12 protein-coding genes are annotated in these 18,221 nt (G+C 62.1%); 11 read left to right on the top strand and 1 reads right to left on the bottom strand.

Going from position 1 to position 18,221, the window contains the following annotated elements; all coding sequences use genetic code 11:
- Window positions 1-261: 261 nt before the first annotated feature.
- The 11 genes from ACVWVP_RS24970 (at window position 262) to ACVWVP_RS24920 (ending at window position 13,107) form a co-directional block, all read left to right on the top strand.
- Window positions 262-2,199 carry a bifunctional 5-dehydro-2-deoxygluconokinase/5-dehydro-2-deoxyphosphogluconate aldolase gene (locus ACVWVP_RS24970; RefSeq protein ID WP_457408598.1) on the top strand — a complete coding sequence of 646 codons (1,938 nt, stop codon included), beginning with the start codon at window positions 262-264 and terminating at the stop codon, window positions 2,197-2,199.
- A 176-nt stretch (window positions 2,200-2,375) separates the two neighbouring features.
- Window positions 2,376-3,269 carry a myo-inosose-2 dehydratase gene (iolE, locus tag ACVWVP_RS24965; protein ID WP_457408596.1) on the top strand — a complete coding sequence of 298 codons (894 nt, stop codon included), beginning with the start codon at window positions 2,376-2,378 and terminating at the stop codon, window positions 3,267-3,269.
- Window positions 3,266-4,054 carry a 5-deoxy-glucuronate isomerase gene (gene iolB / locus ACVWVP_RS24960; protein WP_078742045.1) on the top strand — a complete coding sequence of 263 codons (789 nt, stop codon included), beginning with the start codon at window positions 3,266-3,268 and terminating at the stop codon, window positions 4,052-4,054. The genes iolE and iolB overlap by 4 nt, the downstream gene beginning before the upstream one ends.
- 25 nt (window positions 4,055-4,079) lie before the next feature.
- A complete protein-coding gene (locus ACVWVP_RS24955; RefSeq protein WP_457408593.1) occupies window positions 4,080-4,901 on the top strand; it encodes a TIM barrel protein in 822 nt (273 codons plus the stop codon).
- A gap of 85 nt (window positions 4,902-4,986) precedes the next feature.
- Window positions 4,987-6,918, top strand: a complete 1,932-nt coding sequence (iolD, locus tag ACVWVP_RS24950) for a 3D-(3,5/4)-trihydroxycyclohexane-1,2-dione acylhydrolase (decyclizing) (protein ID WP_457408590.1) — start codon at window positions 4,987-4,989, stop codon at window positions 6,916-6,918.
- Between the two features lie 18 nt (window positions 6,919-6,936).
- Window positions 6,937-7,947: a Gfo/Idh/MocA family protein gene (locus ACVWVP_RS24945; RefSeq protein WP_176999046.1), complete on the top strand. Its 1,011-nt coding sequence runs from the start codon at window positions 6,937-6,939 to the stop codon at window positions 7,945-7,947.
- A 150-nt stretch (window positions 7,948-8,097) separates the two neighbouring features.
- Window positions 8,098-9,126: a Gfo/Idh/MocA family protein gene (locus tag ACVWVP_RS24940; protein ID WP_259175571.1), complete on the top strand. Its 1,029-nt coding sequence runs from the start codon at window positions 8,098-8,100 to the stop codon at window positions 9,124-9,126.
- A gap of 151 nt (window positions 9,127-9,277) precedes the next feature.
- Window positions 9,278-9,463, top strand: coding sequence for a hypothetical protein (locus tag ACVWVP_RS24935; RefSeq protein WP_176999048.1), 186 nt, complete (start codon window positions 9,278-9,280; stop codon window positions 9,461-9,463).
- A 48-nt stretch (window positions 9,464-9,511) separates the two neighbouring features.
- On the top strand, window positions 9,512-10,441 hold the full coding sequence (locus tag ACVWVP_RS24930) for a sugar ABC transporter substrate-binding protein (protein WP_176999049.1): 930 nt from the start codon (window positions 9,512-9,514) through the stop codon (window positions 10,439-10,441).
- A gap of 64 nt (window positions 10,442-10,505) precedes the next feature.
- Window positions 10,506-12,059 (top strand): sugar ABC transporter ATP-binding protein, encoded by a 1,554-nt coding sequence (locus ACVWVP_RS24925; RefSeq protein ID WP_176999050.1) that lies wholly within the window; start codon window positions 10,506-10,508, stop codon window positions 12,057-12,059.
- Between the two features lie 25 nt (window positions 12,060-12,084).
- On the top strand, window positions 12,085-13,107 hold the full coding sequence (locus ACVWVP_RS24920; RefSeq protein ID WP_026083090.1) for an ABC transporter permease: 1,023 nt from the start codon (window positions 12,085-12,087) through the stop codon (window positions 13,105-13,107).
- A 241-nt stretch (window positions 13,108-13,348) separates the two neighbouring features.
- Here the strand turns inward: ACVWVP_RS24920 and ACVWVP_RS24915 are convergent, their stop codons facing one another.
- Window positions 13,349-17,980 (bottom strand): hypothetical protein, encoded by a 4,632-nt coding sequence (locus ACVWVP_RS24915; protein ID WP_457408584.1) that lies wholly within the window; start codon window positions 17,978-17,980, stop codon window positions 13,349-13,351.
- Window positions 17,981-18,221 lie beyond the last annotated feature (241 nt).

The following is an 18,221-nucleotide window of genomic DNA, read 5'->3' as shown; positions in this document are numbered from 1 at the left end:
TCTGATGCGCTGATGGGTGGCGCAAGTCTACAGGGTAGGCGCAAAAAAATACCCCGGCATCACGGCGTGCCTGGCCTGCTGAATCGATGCAGTGTCGGGGCAGAGCCTTCAAGGTGGCGTATTGGAAAAAATATTCCACTAAAAATAATTATGGAATAAATATTGATTGCCGTCGCCGGACGTTCTAGTCTGCTCCCACCAAGAGCGTTTGCCGTCGCCACGGCGGCACAACGCAGGCTGATAAAAATAACAGGAGCCAGCATGGGCCAGACTCGTTTTGCCAGTGGGCGTCAATTGGATCTGATTTGCCTCGGGCGCCTGGGCGTCGACCTCTACGCACAGCAAGTGGGTGCGCGGCTTGAGGACGTGTCCAGCTTCGCCAAGTACCTCGGCGGGTCCTCCGCCAACATTGCCTTCGGCACTGCGCGGCTGGGGCTCAAGTCGGCCATGCTGAGCCGGGTGGGCGACGACCACATGGGGCGCTTCCTGGTGGAATCCCTGGCCCGCGAAGGCTGCGATGTCAGCGGCATCAAGGTCGACCCGGAGCGCCTCACCGCCCTGGTGCTGCTGGGCCTCAAGGACCGCGAAACCTTCCCTCTGGTGTTCTACCGCGAAAACTGCGCCGACATGGCCCTGCGCGCCGAAGACATCAGCGAAGCCTTCATCGCTTCCAGCAAAGCCCTGTTGATCACCGGCACGCATTTCTCCACCGAGGGCGTGTACAAGGCCAGCATCCAGGCGCTGGATTACGCCGCCAAGCACAACGTCAAGCGCGTGCTCGATATCGACTACCGCCCGGTGCTGTGGGGCCTGGCGGGCAAGGCCGACGGCGAGACGCGCTTTGTTGCGGACCAGAATGTCAGCCAGCACGTGCAAAACATCCTGCCGCGCTTTGACCTGATCGTCGGCACCGAAGAAGAATTTTTGATTGCCGGTGGCAGCGAAGACCTGCTCACCGCCTTGCGTACCGTGCGCTCGCTGACCCCGGCCACGCTGGTGGTCAAGCTCGGCCCGCAGGGTTGCACGGTGATTCACGGCGCAATCCCGGCACGCCTGGAAGACGGCGCGATCTACCCCGGCGTGCGCGTCGAGGTGCTCAATGTGCTCGGCGCGGGCGATGCGTTTATGTCGGGCTTCCTCAGCGGCTGGATCAAAGATGCCAGTGATGAACGCTGCAGCCAGTTGGCCAACGCCTGTGGCGGCCTGGTGGTGTCGCGCCACGCCTGTGCACCGGCCATGCCGACGCCCGCCGAACTGGACTACCTGTTCAACAGCCCGGTGCCGATCACCCGGCCCGACCAGGACGTGACCCTGCAACGCCTGCATCGGGTGACGGTGCCGCGCAAAGCCTGGAAGCAGTTGTTCGTGTTTGCCTTCGATCATCGCTGGCAACTGGTGGACCTGGCACAGAAGGGCGGCCAGGACCCGGCGCGCATCAGCGATGCCAAGCAACTGTTTATCCAGGCCATCGAACGCGTCGAGAAAAAACTCGCCGAGCAAGGCGTGGAAGCTGACGTGGGCCTGCTGGCCGACCAGCGCTTCGGCCAGGACGCGCTCAACGCCGCCAGCGGTCGTGGCTGGTGGATCGCGCGCCCGGTGGAGGTGCAGAACTCTCGGCCCCTGGCGTTCGAACACGGCCGCTCGGTGGGCAGCAACCTGATCGCCTGGCCGCAAGAACAGATCATCAAGTGCCTGGTGCAATTCCACCCCGACGACGAACCCATGCTGCGCCTGGAGCAGGAAGCCCAACTCAAGGCGGTGTACGAGGCGTCGATAGTCAGTGGCCATGAGCTGCTGCTGGAAGTCATCCCGCCCAAGGATCACCCGTCTACTTATCCCGACGTGCTCTACCGCAGCCTCAAGCGCCTGTACAACCTGGGCATCTACCCGGCGTGGTGGAAGATCGAAGCGCAGTCGGCTGAAGACTGGAAAAAACTCGACGAGTTGATCCAGGAACGCGACCCGTACTGCCGAGGCGTGGTGCTGCTGGGCCTGAATGCATCGGCCGAATGCCTCGCCGAGGGCTTCCAACAGGCCGCCCAGAGCACCACCTGCCGAGGGTTTGCCGTAGGCCGCACAATCTTCCAGGAGCCGAGCCGCGCGTGGCTGGCGGGGGAGATTGATGACGAGACGCTGATCCAGCAGGTGCAGGCCACCTTCGAACAGCTTATTAACGCCTGGCGCCAAGCGCGGGACTGAAAATGCTCTCAATCTGAAATGCAATCCAATGTGGGAGCTGGCTTGTCGGGTCGCCGCACCGCTGCGATGCAGACGACTCGGTCCATCAGACATACCGAGTTGATGCCATCGCAGGCAAGCCAGCTCCCACAGAAGCCAGATCTCAGTGATATCTGAAAACAATAAAAGGTGCAGCCATGCCCGCAATCCGAATTGGCATCAACCCGATCTCCTGGAGCAACGACGACCTGCCGGCCCTGGGCGGCGAGACGCCCCTGAGCACTGCCTTGAGCGAAGGCAAGGACATCGGCTACGAAGGTTTTGAACTCAATGGCAAGTTCCCCAAGGACGCCAAGGGCGTGGGCGATGTGTTGCGCCCCTATGACCTGGCCCTTGTCTCCGGCTGGTACTCCAGCCGCCTGGCGCGTCGCTCGGTGGCCGAAGAAATCGAAGCCATCGCCGGGCATGTCGAGCTGCTCAAACAGAACGGCGCCACCGTGCTGGTGTACGGCGAGGTCGCCGACTCGATCCAGGGCTCGAAAATCCGCCTGATTGAACGCCCGCGTTTTCACAGTGAACAGGCCTGGCAGGACTATGCCGAAAAGCTCACTGAACTGGCGCGCTTCACCCTGTCCCAGGGCGTGCGCCTGGCGTACCACCACCACATGGGCGCCTACGTCGAATCTCCGGAAGACATCGACCAACTGATGAGTCGCACCGGCCCCGAAGTCGGCCTGCTGTTCGATTCCGGCCACTGCTACATGGGTGGCGGCGAGCCCATCGACGTGCTGCGCAAACACATCGACCGCGTCTGCCACGTGCATTTCAAGGACGTGCGCAAACCGGTGGTGCAACTGGCGCGCAACCAGATGTGGAGCTTTCCCGATTGCATCGTCAACGGCACCTTCACCGTGCCTGGCGACGGCGATATCGATTTTGCCGAACTGCTCGATGTGCTGCTGGCCGCCAGATATGAAGGCTGGCTGGTGGTGGAAGCCGAACAGGACCCGGCTGTGGCGCCCAGCTACATCTATGCGAAAAAGGGTTATGACACGTTGCGTGCGCTTCTCACTGAGAGGGTTGGACAATGAGCCTGTTGGTCAAAAGCAGCAAACGCGGGCAAACCATGGTCGCCCTGGAAGACGGGCGCCTGGAGTACGTAGGTTTTGCCGCGTATCGCCTGAGCCTGGGCGAAACCCTGCCGGTGACCGCCGGCGATCAAGAACTGTGCCTGGTGCTGCTCAGCGGTCGCGTGAACATCGAGGGCGAGGGCTTCAACTGGCAGAACCTCGGTGATCGCCAGTCGGTGTTCGAAGACAAATCACCCTTCGCCGCCTACCTGCCGCCCGGCACCGATGCCCAGGTTACCGCCTTGAGCGACGTGCAGATTGCCGTCTGCGCCGCGCCGGGTGCCAGCGGCTACGAACCCCGGCTGATCCGCCCCGAGCAGTGCAAGCGCAGTGTGCGCGGCAAAGGCGCCAACACTCGCTATGTGTGCGACATCCTGCCCGACAGCGAGCCGGCGCATTCGCTGCTGGTGGTGGAAGTGCGCACGCCGTCCGGCCACTCGTCCAGCTACCCGCCGCACAAGCACGACACCGACGACTTGCCACACCAGAGCTTTCTGGAAGAAACCTATTACCACCAGATCAACCCGCCCCAGGGCTTCGTGTTCCAGCGCGTCTACACCGACGATCGCAGCATCGACCAGGCCATGGCCGTGGAAAACAGTGACCTGGTGGTGGTGCCCAAGGGGTATCACCCGGTCAGCGTGCCGTACGGCTACGAGTCGTACTACCTGAACGTGATGGCCGGCCCCAAGCGCGCCTGGCATTTCCATAACGACCCGCAGCACAGTTGGCTGTTGGACCTTTAACCGGTTTGGACGGAGAACAACAACAATGAAGTCGCCGTTAGGTTTTGCCCTTAACCGCATGGTCGCCCCCAACCTGTCCCTGCCGGACTTCATCCAATTGGCGGCGGCGTTGAAGTGCGATGCCATCGAGATCCGCAATGATCTCGGGGATAAAAAGATTGAATTCGGCACCCCGGCCAGCCGCGTGCGTGAACTGTGCGCGGTGCAGGGCATCACGGTGCTGTCGATCAACGCGCTGTACCCGTTCGATGTGTGGAATGACGAGCGCCGTGCCCAGGCCATCCAGCTCGCCACCTACGCCCGTGAATGCGGGGCCAAGGGCCTGGTGATGTGCCCGCTCAATGAGCGCGGCGACACCCGCACCGAAGCCCAGCGTGCAGCCGGCTTGCGCACGGCCTTGAGCGAGCTGGCGTTGATCCTGCGTGACCATGGGATTCTCGGGTTTATCGAGCCCTTGGGCTTTGAAGAATGCGCACTGCGGCGCAAGCGCGTGGCGGTGGACGCGATCCAGTCCATCGGTGGCCTGGATGTGTTCCGCCTGGTGCACGACACCTTCCACCATCACCTGGCCAGCGAGCACGAGTTCTTCCCGGAACTGACTGGGCTGGTGCATATCTCCGGCGTAGAAGATGCCGAGGCGCCGCTCAACGCGATCCGCGACGGCCACCGCGTGCTGGTGGGCGAGGGCGACATTCGGGGCAATGCCACACAGATCGACACGTTGCTCAGCACCGGTTACAGCGGTTACCTGTCGTTTGAACCGTTCGCCGAGAGTGTGCACGAGTTGGCGGATATCCAGCAGGCGTTGGGCGCGAGTATTGCCCACCTACAGAAATCCCGAACCTGACAACGATCCACTGTAGGAGCCGGCAAGCCGGCTCCTACAGGTTGATCGGGGTTGAACGATCGAATTGCATTCACAAGGTGTGAACATGAGTACAACACGATTGACCATGGCCCAGGCCCTGGTGAAGTTCCTGGATAACCAATACATCGAAGTCGATGGCGTGCAGAGCAAATTCGTCGCCGGGGTGTTTACGATTTTCGGGCATGGCAACGTGCTGGGCCTGGGCCAGGCCCTCGAGCAGGACGCCGGCGACCTGGTGGTGCACCAGGGCCGCAATGAGCAGGGCATGGCCCACGCGGCCATCGGTTTTGCCAAGCAGCACCTGCGCCGCAAGATCTATGCGTGTACTGCTTCGGTCGGCCCCGGCGCCGCCAACATGCTGACCGCGGCGGCCACCGCCACCGCCAACCGGATTCCGTTGCTGTTGCTGCCTGGTGACGTCTACGCCAGTCGCCAGCCGGACCCGGTGTTGCAACAGATCGAGCAATTCCACGACTTGAGCATCAGCACCAACGATGCCTTCCGTTCCGTGAGCAAATACTGGGACCGCATCAACCGCCCCGAGCAACTGATGACGGCGGCAATCCACGCCATGCGCGTGCTCACTGACCCGGCTGAAACCGGCGCCGTGACCCTGGCACTGCCCCAGGACGTGCAGGCCGAGGCTTGGGACTATCCGGATTATTTCCTGCAAAAACGTGTGCACCGTATCGAGCGTCGCCCGGCCACCGCCGCGATGATCGGCGACGCGCTGGCCGCGTTCCGGGGCAAGCGCAAGCCGCTGATCATCTGTGGCGGCGGGGTGAAGTACTCCGGCGCGAATGCCGCGCTGCAAGCCTTTGCCGAGCGCTTTGATATTCCCTTCGCAGAAACCCAGGCGGGCAAGAGTGCGGTAGTGTCCAGCCACCCGCTGAACGTCGGCGGCATTGGTGAGACCGGCTGCCTGGCGGCCAACCTGCTGGCGCCCGAGGCCGACCTGATCATTGGTGTCGGTACGCGCTACACCGACTTCACCACCTCGTCCAAGTCGCTGTTCAAGCACCCGGACGTGACATTTCTCAACCTCAATATCAGCCCTTGCGATGCGTTGAAACTGGACGGCGTGCAGGTGCTGGCCGACGCACAGGTCGCCCTCGAAGCCCTCGCCGATGCCCTGGGCGACTACCGTGCCGGTTGGGGCGGGCAGGTCGCCGAGGCCAAGGCGCAGCTGGACGCCGAAGTGGACCGTGTGCATCAGGTGGAATATGCCGGCGACGGCTTTGTGCCCGAGGTCGATGACCACCTGGACCGCGCGGTGCTGCGCGAATTCATCGAGCTGACCGGCTCCTGCCTGACCCAGAGTCGCGTGCTGGGCGTGCTCAACGAAACCCTGGCCGACGACGCCATCATCGTCGCCGCAGCCGGCAGCCTGCCTGGCGATTTGCAGCGCGCCTGGCGCAGCAAGGGCGTGAACACCTACCACGTCGAATACGGCTATTCGTGCATGGGCTACGAGGTCAACGCAGCGCTGGGCGTGAAGCTCGCTGAGCCGACCAAGGAGGTCTATGCCCTGGTCGGTGATGGCTCCTACATGATGCTGCATTCGGAACTGGCCACCTCTATTCAGGAGCGGCGCAAGATCAACGTGGTGCTGCTGGACAACATGGCCTTCGGTTGCATCAACAACCTGCAGATCGGCAATGGCATGGACAGCTTCGGCACCGAGTTCCGCTTCCGCAACCCCGAGAGCGGCAAGCTCGACGGCGGCCTGGTGCCGGTGGACTTCGCCATGAGCGCGGCGGCCTACGGCTGCAAGACCTACAAGGTCAGCACCGTGGAGCAGTTGGAAGCGGCCCTGGCGGATGCGCGCACGCAAACCGTCTCGACGCTGATCGACATCAAAGTGCTGCCCAAGACCATGGTCCACGGCTACCTGTCGTGGTGGCGGGTGGGCGTGGCGCAGGTCTCCACCAGCGAACGCACGAATGCAGCGGCGAAAAAACTCAATGAACACCTGGCGAAGGCCCGGCAGTACTAATAACAAGAGGAGTTTTGTATGTCTTTGAAGCTTGGAGTCATCGGTACGGGCGCCATCGGCCGGGACCATATTCGTCGTTGCAGCCAGACCCTGCTCAACAGCCAGGTGGTGGCGGTGACCGACATCAACCTGGAGCAGGCTGCCAAGGTGGTGGCCGACCTGAATATCAGCGCCGAGGTGTACGCCGACGGCCATGCGCTGATCCGTTCGCCTGAAGTGGAGGCGGTGCTCGTCACCTCTTGGGGCCCGAGCCACGAAGAATTCGTGCTGGCCGCCATTGCTGCCGGCAAGCCGGTGTTCTGCGAAAAACCCCTGGCTGTCACCGCCGAAGGCTGTCGCAAGATCGTCGACGCGGAAGTGGCGTTTGGCAAACGCCTGGTGCAAGTCGGCTTTATGCGCCCTTATGACGAAGGCTATCGCGCCCTGAAAGCCGTGATCGACAGCGGCCAGATCGGCGAGCCCTTGATGCTGCACTGCGCGCACCGCAACCCGACGGTGGGCGAGAACTACAAGACCGACATGGCGATCACCGACACCCTGATCCACGAGCTGGATGTGCTGCGCTGGTTGCTCAACGACGACTACGTGTCGGTGCAGGTGGTGTTCCCGCGCAAATCCAGCAAGGCCCTGGCCCACCTGCGCGACCCGCAGATCGTGCTGCTGGAAACCGCCAAGGGCACGCGCATCGACGTGGAAGTGTTCGTGAACTGCCAGTACGGCTACGACATCCAGTGCGAAGTGGTGGGGGAGACCGGTATCGCCAAGCTGCCGGAGCCGTCGCAAGTGCAACTGCGCAGTGGTGCGAAGCTGTCCAACGCCATTCTGATGGACTGGAAGGATCGGTTCATCGGCGCCTATGACGTGGAGTTGCAGGCCTTTATCGACAGCGTGCGGGCCGGGCAAGTCGGCGGGCCGTCGGCGTGGGATGGGTTTGCGGCAGCGGTGGCGGCGGATGCGTGTATTGAAGCGCAAGGCAGTGAACAGATCGTGAAGGTGAGCTTGCCGGAGCGTCCGCACTTCTACGGCTGAACCACTGAAGAAACTCGGTCAAAAATGTGGGAGCTGGCTTGCCTGCGATAGCGGTCTTTGAGTTAAAAATGCAGTGCCTGATACACCGTCATCGCAGGCAAGCCAGCTCCCACAGTTGACCGGGTTTCCAATTCAAGAAGGAATCGACTCATGAGAATTGGATTGGTTGGCTACGGCCACGGAGGGCGCTTCTTTCATGCGCCGCTGATTGCCACGCTGCCAGGCGCCACGTTTGTCGGCGTGGTCACGCGCTCAGCCGAGCGCCGCCAGCAATTGAACACTGACCATCCGGGCGTGAAGGCCTTTGACTCCATCGGCCAGATCGTCGAAGCCGGCGTCGACGCCCTGGTGATTTCCACCACCCTCAAAGGCCGCCCGGCCCTGGTGCTGGAAGCCATCGAGCACGGTGTTGCCGTGGTCAGTGACAAACCCTTTGCCGCCAACGCCGAACAGGCCCAGGCCCTGATCACGGCGGCCGAGCGTCAGGGCTCGCTGCTCAGCGTCTACCAGAACCGACGCTGGGACTCGGATTACCTGACCCTGCGCAAACTGATCGATGCCGGCGCCCTGGGCACCATCACCCGTTTCGAATCCCGTGTGGAACGCTACACCCCCGAGGCCGTGGGCAACGCCAGCGGTGGCGGCTGGTTGCGCGATTTGGGCAGCCATCTGGTGGACCAGGCGTTGCAACTGTTCGGCCCGGTCGACCGGGTATTCGCACAACTGCAGTTCAGCCCTGAATACCCTACGCTCGACCATGGCTTCTTTGTGTCGCTGAGCCACGCCAACGGGGTGATTTCGCACCTGTGGGGCAGCGCGTTGCAAAACAGCCAGGGGCCGCGCTTTCGGGTCAGCGGCACCGCCGGGTGCTACACCGTCGACGGGCTGGATGGCCAGGAGGCGTTGCTGATGGCCGGCAAGTCGCCGAAAACCGAAGGCGAGCACTGGGGCGCGGAAGAACACCGGCGCTGGGGCTGGTTCGAGCAGGGCGAGGAGCGTGAGCGGGTGCCGTCGGAAAAAGGCTGCTGGACGCAGTTCTATCGACAGTTGCACAGTGCTGTGCAAGGGCAGGGGCCGCTGCCGGTGGAGGCCGCTGATGCACTGGAAACCACGCGTATTTTGGACGCGGCACGGCTCAGTCATGAGCGTCGTCAGGTGGTCGAAACGAAGGCGCTGTAGGGCTTTTCCAGAAAAATAGAATAAAATTCTAAAACTTGTTGATATGGAAATTATTTTCCAATAAAGTCTTTTCCAGGTTGCATAAAGTACGTTCGGACTCGATTCGAGCGGCTCAACAAAAACAAGATCAAAAACAACCAGGTACCGTCAGATGAAAATCTTCAACGCTGTACTGCGAGTTTTACGCCCTGCCCACACGCCACGCGGCCTGCCCCGCGCCCGGCCGTTCTACTTCTCCTTCCTCAATGTGCTGATCGTCGAAAATAAAGACGCGCTGGTGTGCTGCATTCCAGGGGCGCCGGTGGTTCGACTGCCGTCTTCGCCCGTACCGCTCTGATAAACGCAACGTCCAAAAAACCAACAAGAAATTGGAGACAGACCGTTCATGAAGACCCCGATCCGTTTTACCGCGCTGGCCCTGTCCATGCTGCTTGCCAGTGGCTTTGCCTCGGCTGCCGACCTCAAGATAGGCGTGAGCATGTCCGCGTTCGATGACACCTTCCTGACTTACCTGCGCGAAGACATGGACAAGCAAGCCAAGTCCTATCCCAAGGGGGACGGTGTGCAGCTGCAGTTCGAAGACGCCCGCGCCGACGTGGTCAAGCAACTGAGCCAGGTTGAGAACTTCATCAGCCAGAAGGTCGACGCGATCATCGTCAACCCGGTGGACACCGCCTCGACCGCCAACATCATCAAGGCGGCTACTGCAGCAAAAATCCCGCTGGTGTTCGTCAACCGTCGTCCTGACAGCCCGACCCTGGCCCCAGGCGTGGCGGCCGTGACCTCCGACGACGTCGAGGCCGGCAAGCTGCAAATGCAGTACATCGCCGAAAAGCTCGGCGGCAAGGGCAATATCGTGATCCTGCTGGGTGACCTGGCGAACAACTCCACCACCAACCGTACCAAGGGTGTGAAGGAAGTGTTGACCAAATACCCGGGCATCAAGGTGGAACAGGAACAGACCGGCATCTGGTTGCGTGACAAGGGCATGACCCTGGTCAACGACTGGCTGACCCAGGGCCGCGACTTCCAGGCGGTGCTGGCCAACAACGATGAGATGGCCATCGGTGCTTCCATGGCGCTCAAGTCGGCGGGCAAGAAGGGCGTGTTGATCGCCGGTGTCGACGGCACCCCAGATGGCTTGAACGCGATCACCAAGGGCGACATGACCGTGTCGGCCTTCCAGGACGCCAAGGGCCAGGCCGACAAGTCGGTGGAGACAGCACGCAAGATGGCCAAGAACGAGCCTATCGAGCAGAACGTGGTGATCCCGTTCCAGCTGATCACTCCGGACAACGTCAAAGATTTCAAATAGCCCTGACATAACAACAATAAGCCGGCGGGGCGGCCTCGGTCGCCCCGCAGATGGAGTACCTTCTATGCTCGCTCAAGCGACTGTCTCGCAGCCTCCCGGTATCCAGCCTCAGCCGTTGGAAGAACCCTACCTGCTGGAAATCGTCAACATCAGCAAAGGCTTTCCCGGTGTCGTGGCCCTGGCCGACGTGCAACTGCGGGTACGCCCCGGCACGGTGCTGGCGCTGATGGGCGAGAACGGTGCGGGCAAGTCGACGTTGATGAAGATCATCGCCGGCATCTACCAGCCCGACGCCGGCGAGATTCGCCTGCGCGGCAAGCCGATTGTGTTTGAAACGCCCCTGGCAGCGCAGAAGGCCGGGATCGCGATGATCCACCAGGAACTCAACCTGATGCCGCACATGAGCATCGCCGAGAACATCTGGATCGGCCGCGAGCAGCTCAACAGCCTGCACATGGTCAACCACCGCGAAATGCACCGCTGCACCGCCGAATTGCTGGCACGCCTGCGCATCAACCTGGACCCCGAGGAACACGTGGGCAACCTGAGCATCGCCGAACGGCAGATGGTCGAGATTGCCAAGGCCGTGTCCTACGACTCCGACATCCTGATCATGGATGAACCGACCTCGGCCATTACCGAAAAGGAAGTGGCCCACCTGTTTTCGATCATTGCCGACCTCAAGTCCCAGGGCAAAGGCATCGTCTACATCACCCATAAAATGAACGAAGTGTTCGCCATTGCCGATGAAGTGGCGGTGTTCCGTGACGGCCACTACATCGGCCTGCAACGCGCCGACAGCATGAACAGCGACAGCCTGATCTCGATGATGGTCGGCCGTGAACTGAGCCAGCTGTTCCCGGTGCGTGAGACGCCGATTGGCGACCTGCTGCTGTCGGTGCGCGACCTGCGCCTGGATGGCGTGTTCAAGGACGTGTCATTCGACCTGCATGCGGGTGAAATCCTTGGCATCGCCGGGTTGATGGGCTCAGGCCGCACCAATGTGGCGGAAACCATTTTTGGCATCACCCCAAGCTCTGGTGGGCAGATCACCCTGGACGGCAAGCCGGTGCGCATCACCGACCCGCACATGGCCATCGAAAAGGGGTTTGCGCTGTTGACCGAGGACCGCAAGCTCAGTGGCCTGTTCCCGTGCCTGTCGGTGCTGGAGAACATGGAAATGGCGGTGTTGCCGCATTACACCGGCAACGGTTTTATCCAGCAGAAAGCCCTGCGCGCCTTGTGCGAAGACATGTGCAAGAAACTGCGGGTGAAGACGCCGTCCCTGGAGCAGTGTATCGACACCCTGTCGGGCGGCAACCAGCAGAAGGCCCTGCTGGCGCGCTGGCTGATGACCAATCCACGCTTGCTGATCCTCGATGAACCCACCCGTGGCATCGACGTGGGCGCCAAGGCCGAGATTTACCGTTTGATTTCCTTCCTTGCCAGTGAAGGCATGGCGGTGATCATGATTTCCTCCGAGCTGCCCGAAGTGCTGGGCATGAGCGACCGGGTGATGGTGATGCACGAGGGCGACCTGATGGGCACCCTGGACCGCAGCGAAGCGACCCAGGAAAAAGTCATGCAGTTGGCTTCCGGTATGACCGCAGTCCACTGACTACAGAATAAGAAGGTGATTGGCTATGAACGCAATAACAGACAACAAGCCCGCCACGGCACCGGTCAAGCACCGTCGACGCATGCCGACCGAACTGAGCATTTTCCTGGTGCTGATCGGCATCGGCCTGGTGTTTGAACTGTTCGGCTGGATCGTGCGCGACCAGAGCTTTTTGATGAACTCCCAGCGTCTGGTGCTGATGATCCTGCAGGTGTCGATCATCGGCCTGCTGGCCATCGGTGTGACGCAAGTGATCATCACCACAGGGATCGACCTGTCCTCCGGCTCGGTGCTGGCGCTGTCGGCGATGATCGCCGCTAGCCTGGCGCAGACGTCGGACTTTTCCCGGGCGGTGTTCCCCAGCCTGACCGACTTGCCGGTGTGGATCCCGGTGGCGATGGGGCTGGGCGTGGGGCTGTTGGCCGGGGCAATCAACGGCAGCATCATCGCCGTCACGGGGATTCCACCTTTTATTGCAACCCTCGGCATGATGGTCTCGGCCCGTGGCCTGGCGCGTTACTACACCGAAGGCCAGCCGGTGAGCATGCTCTCGGATTCGTACACGGCCATCGGCCATGGCGCGATGCCGGTGATCATCTTCCTGGTGGTGGCGGTGATCTTCCACATTGCCCTGCGCTACACCAAGTACGGCAAATACACCTACGCCATCGGCGGCAACATGCAGGCGGCGCGGACCTCGGGCATCAACGTCAAGCGCCACTTGATCATCGTGTACAGCATCGCGGGCCTGCTGGCGGGCTTGGCCGGCGTGGTGGCCTCGGCACGTGCCGCGACCGGGCAGGCGGGCATGGGCATGTCCTATGAGCTGGACGCGATTGCGGCGGCCGTGATCGGCGGCACCAGCCTGGCGGGCGGGGTAGGGCGCATCACCGGCACCGTGATCGGCGCGCTGATCCTCGGGGTGATGGCCAGCGGGTTTACCTTTGTCGGGGTGGATGCGTACATCCAGGACATCATCAAGGGCCTGATCATCGTCATCGCGGTGGTGATCGACCAATACCGTAACAAGCGCAAGCTCAAACGTTAGTGCTGCCCCCTCGGAAATGCGCGATGGTGCACTGCGCCTGGCGCCTGTAGTGAGCGGGCTTGCCCCGCGCCGCGGTATACCAGCCACCTGAAGCCAACCTGACACACCGCCGCGCAGGGCAAGCCTGCTCACTACAAGTCAGCTGCAGTTTGTAGTGAGCGGGCTTGCGCCGCGCCGCGGTACACCAGCCCCCTCAAGCCAACCTGACACACCGCCGCGCAGGGCAAGCCTGCTCACTGCATCAAGGCGCGAGGGGGAGGAACCGGCGTTCGGCCAGCTCCCGGCTGATCCCGCCGCGATGCACGTCCACCACACTCTGTGGGCTTTGTGCCTTGTTCAGCAGTGAGTAGTAGCTCTCGGTGCGCTGGGCCTTGGTCTTGAGGTGGGCGACGCTGTACTCGGCCTTGGGCGTGTCCGCCTTGGCGTAATGGAAGTGTGCATACCACAACGGAAAGCCGCGCTTGTCGTTGACGGCATATTCCTGGATGAAGTCCTTTCGCTCCCCGCGCATGGCTACCCGTGGGCCGAGGCTGGCGAGCTGGATCTTGTCCTGCCCAAGCAGGTACGCCACATGGCTGTCGGTGGGGGGCAGCTCCAACGTGCGCTGGACCCGCAGCTCATGCCCCTTGGCAATCATGGTATCGGACGCACTGCGCAGTTCTGCCGCCAGGTTGCGGTCGGCCGTAAGTTGCAGGTCGGGCGCCAGGGCTGCAATCGCCCGCTCCAGTTCGCCCGCCAGTTCGGTGAAGCGTGCAGCCTCGTTCTCCAGGCTTTCCTGTATTTCGATCGGGTATCGCGACATCGTTGCGTAACCTTCCTGGCGCTGAATGATGGCGGCCAGGTCCTTGACGCGCTTGCGTGCCTCGCCTTTGATCACGTTCAAGGCGCGAGTGTCGGGCGCGGGCGCGCTTGGGCGGCGCTGCTCGAGGACCTCATCCCAGCCGCTCTCGTGCTGTGAATAGGTCACCAGCAGTTCGTCTGCCTGTTCGGTGCGAACCTCCACCACCTCGATGGGCAAGGTGCTGCCGGCGGGCTTCACGTCACCGATCAGGATGCCTTGCCTGCGGGTCTTGATCACTTTTTTCTGCGGTTTTCCAGGCGCGGTCATCGCCCGTTTTGGCGGGCTTTTGGGCATCTCGGCAGATGGCTTGACCTCAGCGGCCAATTGCAGCAGCACGTCCTGATACAAGGAGGTGACCAAGGCCTGCAAGGGCTGGAAGTACGTATTGTCCAGCGCTTCGGCGTGCACCAGCGCTACGCCTTGCAGCGCGTCTACGGCCTGGCCGTACTGCAGGAACAGGCTGTCCAGTACGGCCATGCGATCGGCCGGGCTGAGGTTGAGCAGGTTCAGTTCGCTGTGGGTGCGCAGGTGTGGACCCAGTGGGTCCAGGGCCAGGTCCAGTTCATTGGTGAACAAGCCGGCGCGCCAGTCCCTTCGGCTCAGGTATTTGAGGTTTTGCAACTGCAGGTATTTGAGTGACAGGGCACTGAGCTCATCCGGGCGATTGAGCGTCAGGCGGTTGAACGCGTCCAACCCGGGTTGGCCAACGTTGAACAGCTCCAGGAGGTGACGGTCCTTGAGCTCCAGGGCCTGAATCTGGCGTTCATTGATGCGGCTCAGGCTCATGAGGAATTGTGCATAGTGCGCCGGGTTGGCGATGATCGACGGCAACGCCTGTTCGTAAGGACAACTGAAGTCAGGGTGTTCGGCATACAGCGCCTGGCGGTCCATGTCGGCCACCACCACCGACTTGCGGGCGTTGTTCACCGTGTTCTCCAGGAATACCGCCGCAGCGTTGACGGGCATGGGGATGCCCAGCTCCATGCGTTCCTGACGGCTGTCGAGCAGCGCCTGGTAGGCGTTTATCTGCTCGTGCAGCGCGCGGTCGAAATTCGTGCGGGTGTTGGCCCGGGCGGCGTCGGAGTATTGGGTGTTGCTGGCGGCGCGGTGCATCAGCTGTTGCGCCATGTCGACTTTGGTCTGCAGCGCTTGCTGGCGGCTGTTGAGAAAGAGCGCCTGCTCATCGAGCAGTTGCTGCGTGCGCAGGGCCTTGCGTTCGCGCGCGGCAGCAATTCGCTTGGGAGGCATGCCGCCGAGCAGGCGCAGGCGCAGGTCGAGTGACCAGTGGCCGTGGCCGTCGGTTTGCAGGTACGGGCCGAGCCGAGTGGTGTCAAAGGGGTCGACGATCACCACGCCGCCCTCTGTTTCGAGCCTGACCTGGTACCAGCGATGTTCGATCAGCGCGTACCAGTCACGCAGATGATGATAGAGACCCCGTCGCGGCCCATTGAGGACCGGTTCAGGCAGGGTTTGCGGCTTCGGCGCCTGCAGTCGCCACAGGTGTTCCTGCTGGCTGGGGCTCAGTTGGTCGCGGGCACTGGAGAAACTGAAGTCGAACACGGTGTCGGTGAGCCCCTGGCTCTCCAGCAGAACCGGACCTTGTTGCAATACGGGCTCCGGTGGTTGCGGCCATTGCTCGGCACGGCGCGCCGCAAACGGCGAAGGCGTCGGAACGGAGTTGGCGTGCTCATGGATAACCGGTGCCGTCGAGGAAGGCGTCATCTGGAACATCAGCATGCCCACATTGAGCAGCAGATCCACCACCGCCAACTCCCGTGCGATCGGGTCCTGGCTATTGAGTGCCGGCAGGTCCTTGCTGGCGGCATCCATCAGGCTGAACAGCCAGCCCGCGAGCATGAAGGGCCCACGTGCCAGCGGCAGCAGCAGGGTGTTGAACAGCAGGCTGGCGCCTTCGAGCAATATTTTCCAGCGGCTCTCGGCATTGGACACCGTTTCCCGGTCCGCCTGGTCCACCAGGGCGCGGGCGTTGCAGCCGTACAGGTACTGCATCAGGTGGCCGTTGGCGAGGAATTGCAGGAGTTCATCGCTGATCCCGTCGGTGGCCAGGGTGACGGGCTTGGGGATCTCCGGTGTGTCGAACTCGCTGCCCAGGCCGAAGCGCACATAGTGGGGTTCGTGGAATCCGCCATTGGCGTAAATGGGGCGTGCGCTATCGGACAGCCAGGCCAGCACGCTGTCTTGCAGTTCGCCGGGGCGGGCAATCGCGTCCAGCATGGCCTGGCGGCTGGGGAACTGCTGCAGGGCATCGGCATACAGGGGGCGGTACAGGATGTGAACCCCTGACTCGGCGCTTTCGGGTTCGATGATGTACATGTTGCTCACCCCATCTGCCGCAGCCTGTGGTTTGCGCACGAGGGCCAGGTGGCGGATGACGATGGTTTGGCCATCGACTTGGCGTTGATCGGTGTTCATCAGCGCCGCTACGTAGGCCGCCCCTTGTGGCGTGAACCCGTGTTGCCGTCGCAGGCTCAGTTCCAGTGCTTGCAGGGGCAGTTGTGCCTCGGTTTGTGCGGCAAAGTCCCGCTGCCGTTGGCGAGCGTCTTCACTGTCTGCCAGTAACCGGGTCTGGAGCAGCTCCGGGTAGGTCTTGCCGATATCGACGCGCTGGATAAGCCCGTTACTGCCGAGGAGATAGTCGGACGTCAACCAGGCGGGCAGCGATTCGCCGAAACGATGGGTCACGGTGAGCCGCCCTCGGGGTTGGCCTTGCAAGTTGTTGATCGCCAGGTCAACGAGGGTCATGTGTACCTTGTCGACAAACCCGGCACCGCCTGGGTAGCCAGCGGCCACGTTGAAGGTCAGTTGCAGGTCTTCGGGCAGCAGCGGGGTGGTGTGATTCGGTTCAAGGCGCAGTTGGTCCCTCTTGAGTTGGTTCAGCAGGGCGGTGCGGGTGAAGGTGCGCAGGTCCGGGATGTCACTGAGAAAGGTCCGACCCTGGCTGCGTTTTTTGGCACTGGCCAGTTGCAAGGCGTAGTGCCGGTAGCGTGCACGCTCCTCCTCGGATGCCTGTTGCAGCCAGCCAGGGACCTGCTTGCGCAAAGCTTGTAGCACGGGGTGTGGCGCAGTGCTGGGAAAGACACTGGCCGGGTTTGTGAGGGTGCGATACAGCGCCTGGAGTTGGTCGGGTGTCTGCTGTTGGGGCAATTTGAGCTGTTGCAGGCGCTCCAACTGCTGGTTGAGCAAGGCGGCGGCCTGGGTGTCGAAGAGGTTGCCGTCTGGCTCGTAGCGCTGCAGGGTGATGTGTTCGATTATTTCGTCCTGGGTGATGCCCTGGACCCAGGCCTGCAAGGCCTCGTCGACACTGTTGAAGCCTGTGCAGGGACCCGTGGAGGGGCAAAGCAGCACGCGGGCCTGGCTTTGCAGCGAGCACACCAGCAACAGGTCGGTGCCCAGCCGTTTCTGTACCCGGCTACCGGCCTTGAGGGTGGCATGGGGAAGGTAGGCGTGCACGGCAGTGTCGCCCCAGCGTGTGAAACGTTGGTCACGGTCGGGGCAGTCGATGAGCTGGCCGAGCATGTCCCGTTCAGGCCGGGTGAGGTCGGGTTGGCTGATGGCTCCGATGTTCAGGGTGTCTCGCAATACATCGCTGAGCCAACGCCAGCGTTCAGTGCCCCAGAAACTGGCCAGGCTGTTTTGCAGGGCGATGGGCAGTGTCCAGGCCAGGACCTGGACCTGCTTTGCGATGACCTGCATATCCAGTGGCTGCCCGTCTGGCGTCGTGAGCCGGGTGGGTGGTCGGTCGGACAGGTAGGCGGGGCGACCGTCGTGGTCCCGAAAATCTGGCAGGGTGCCCTTGGCCAGGTACTCCAGCACCACAGGCATGAAGGGTTCAAGCTTCCAGCCGCTGGTCAGCGGGGTGGCGAGCTGGGTTCGCTGCAGGTCAAGGGTGAGTGAGGGGTAGGCCTGGGCAATCGAAGTCGCAAGCAGTTGCCGCGCCACTGCCGCCAGTGAGGGTCGGTTGGCGAATTGAGCGCTGACGGCGGCAGCCGATGGGTTGGGAGGGGTAGGCATGAAAGCTCCTTGTGCCACTGCAAAATCGCAGAGGCCATCAGCTAATGCCTATTCACCCCCGGCCTGGCGTTATGTATTGCTGGGGGCTTATCAACCGTTTGTCTTCTATATAGCTCCACAACCCTGAATTTCTTGCTATAAACGCACTCCGATGACCGTTCGCCGAGCCCGTCCTGGTGCTTTTGGGGGTTATCTGGGAAAAAATGCCTGTCTTTTCAGTTGCTGCGCCCTCAAGTCGGCC

This window comes from Pseudomonas sp. TE24901, assembly GCF_054058375.1.
This window is presented reverse-complemented; position numbering and strand designations above follow the sequence as displayed.

What these genes read in the sequence shown, in the direction of transcription:
- ACVWVP_RS24955 (WP_457408593.1), top strand. Translation starts at nt 4,080, where the DNA reads ATGAAGTCGCCGTTAGGTTTTGCCCTTAACCGCATGGTCGCCCCCAAC.
- ACVWVP_RS24945 (WP_176999046.1), top strand. Translation starts at nt 6,937, where the DNA reads ATGTCTTTGAAGCTTGGAGTCATCGGTACGGGCGCCATCGGCCGGGAC.
- ACVWVP_RS24940 (WP_259175571.1), top strand. Translation starts at nt 8,098, where the DNA reads ATGAGAATTGGATTGGTTGGCTACGGCCACGGAGGGCGCTTCTTTCAT.
- ACVWVP_RS24935 (WP_176999048.1), top strand. Translation starts at nt 9,278, where the DNA reads ATGAAAATCTTCAACGCTGTACTGCGAGTTTTACGCCCTGCCCACACG.
- ACVWVP_RS24925 (WP_176999050.1), top strand. Translation starts at nt 10,506, where the DNA reads ATGCTCGCTCAAGCGACTGTCTCGCAGCCTCCCGGTATCCAGCCTCAG.
- ACVWVP_RS24915 (WP_457408584.1), bottom strand. Translation starts at nt 17,980, where the DNA reads ATGCCTACCCCTCCCAACCCATCGGCTGCCGCCGTCAGCGCTCAATTC.
- iolE (WP_457408596.1), top strand. Translation starts at nt 2,376, where the DNA reads ATGCCCGCAATCCGAATTGGCATCAACCCGATCTCCTGGAGCAACGAC.
- iolD (WP_457408590.1), top strand. Translation starts at nt 4,987, where the DNA reads ATGAGTACAACACGATTGACCATGGCCCAGGCCCTGGTGAAGTTCCTG.
- iolB (WP_078742045.1), top strand. Translation starts at nt 3,266, where the DNA reads ATGAGCCTGTTGGTCAAAAGCAGCAAACGCGGGCAAACCATGGTCGCC.
- ACVWVP_RS24920 (WP_026083090.1), top strand. Translation starts at nt 12,085, where the DNA reads ATGAACGCAATAACAGACAACAAGCCCGCCACGGCACCGGTCAAGCAC.
- ACVWVP_RS24970 (WP_457408598.1), top strand. Translation starts at nt 262, where the DNA reads ATGGGCCAGACTCGTTTTGCCAGTGGGCGTCAATTGGATCTGATTTGC.
- ACVWVP_RS24930 (WP_176999049.1), top strand. Translation starts at nt 9,512, where the DNA reads ATGAAGACCCCGATCCGTTTTACCGCGCTGGCCCTGTCCATGCTGCTT.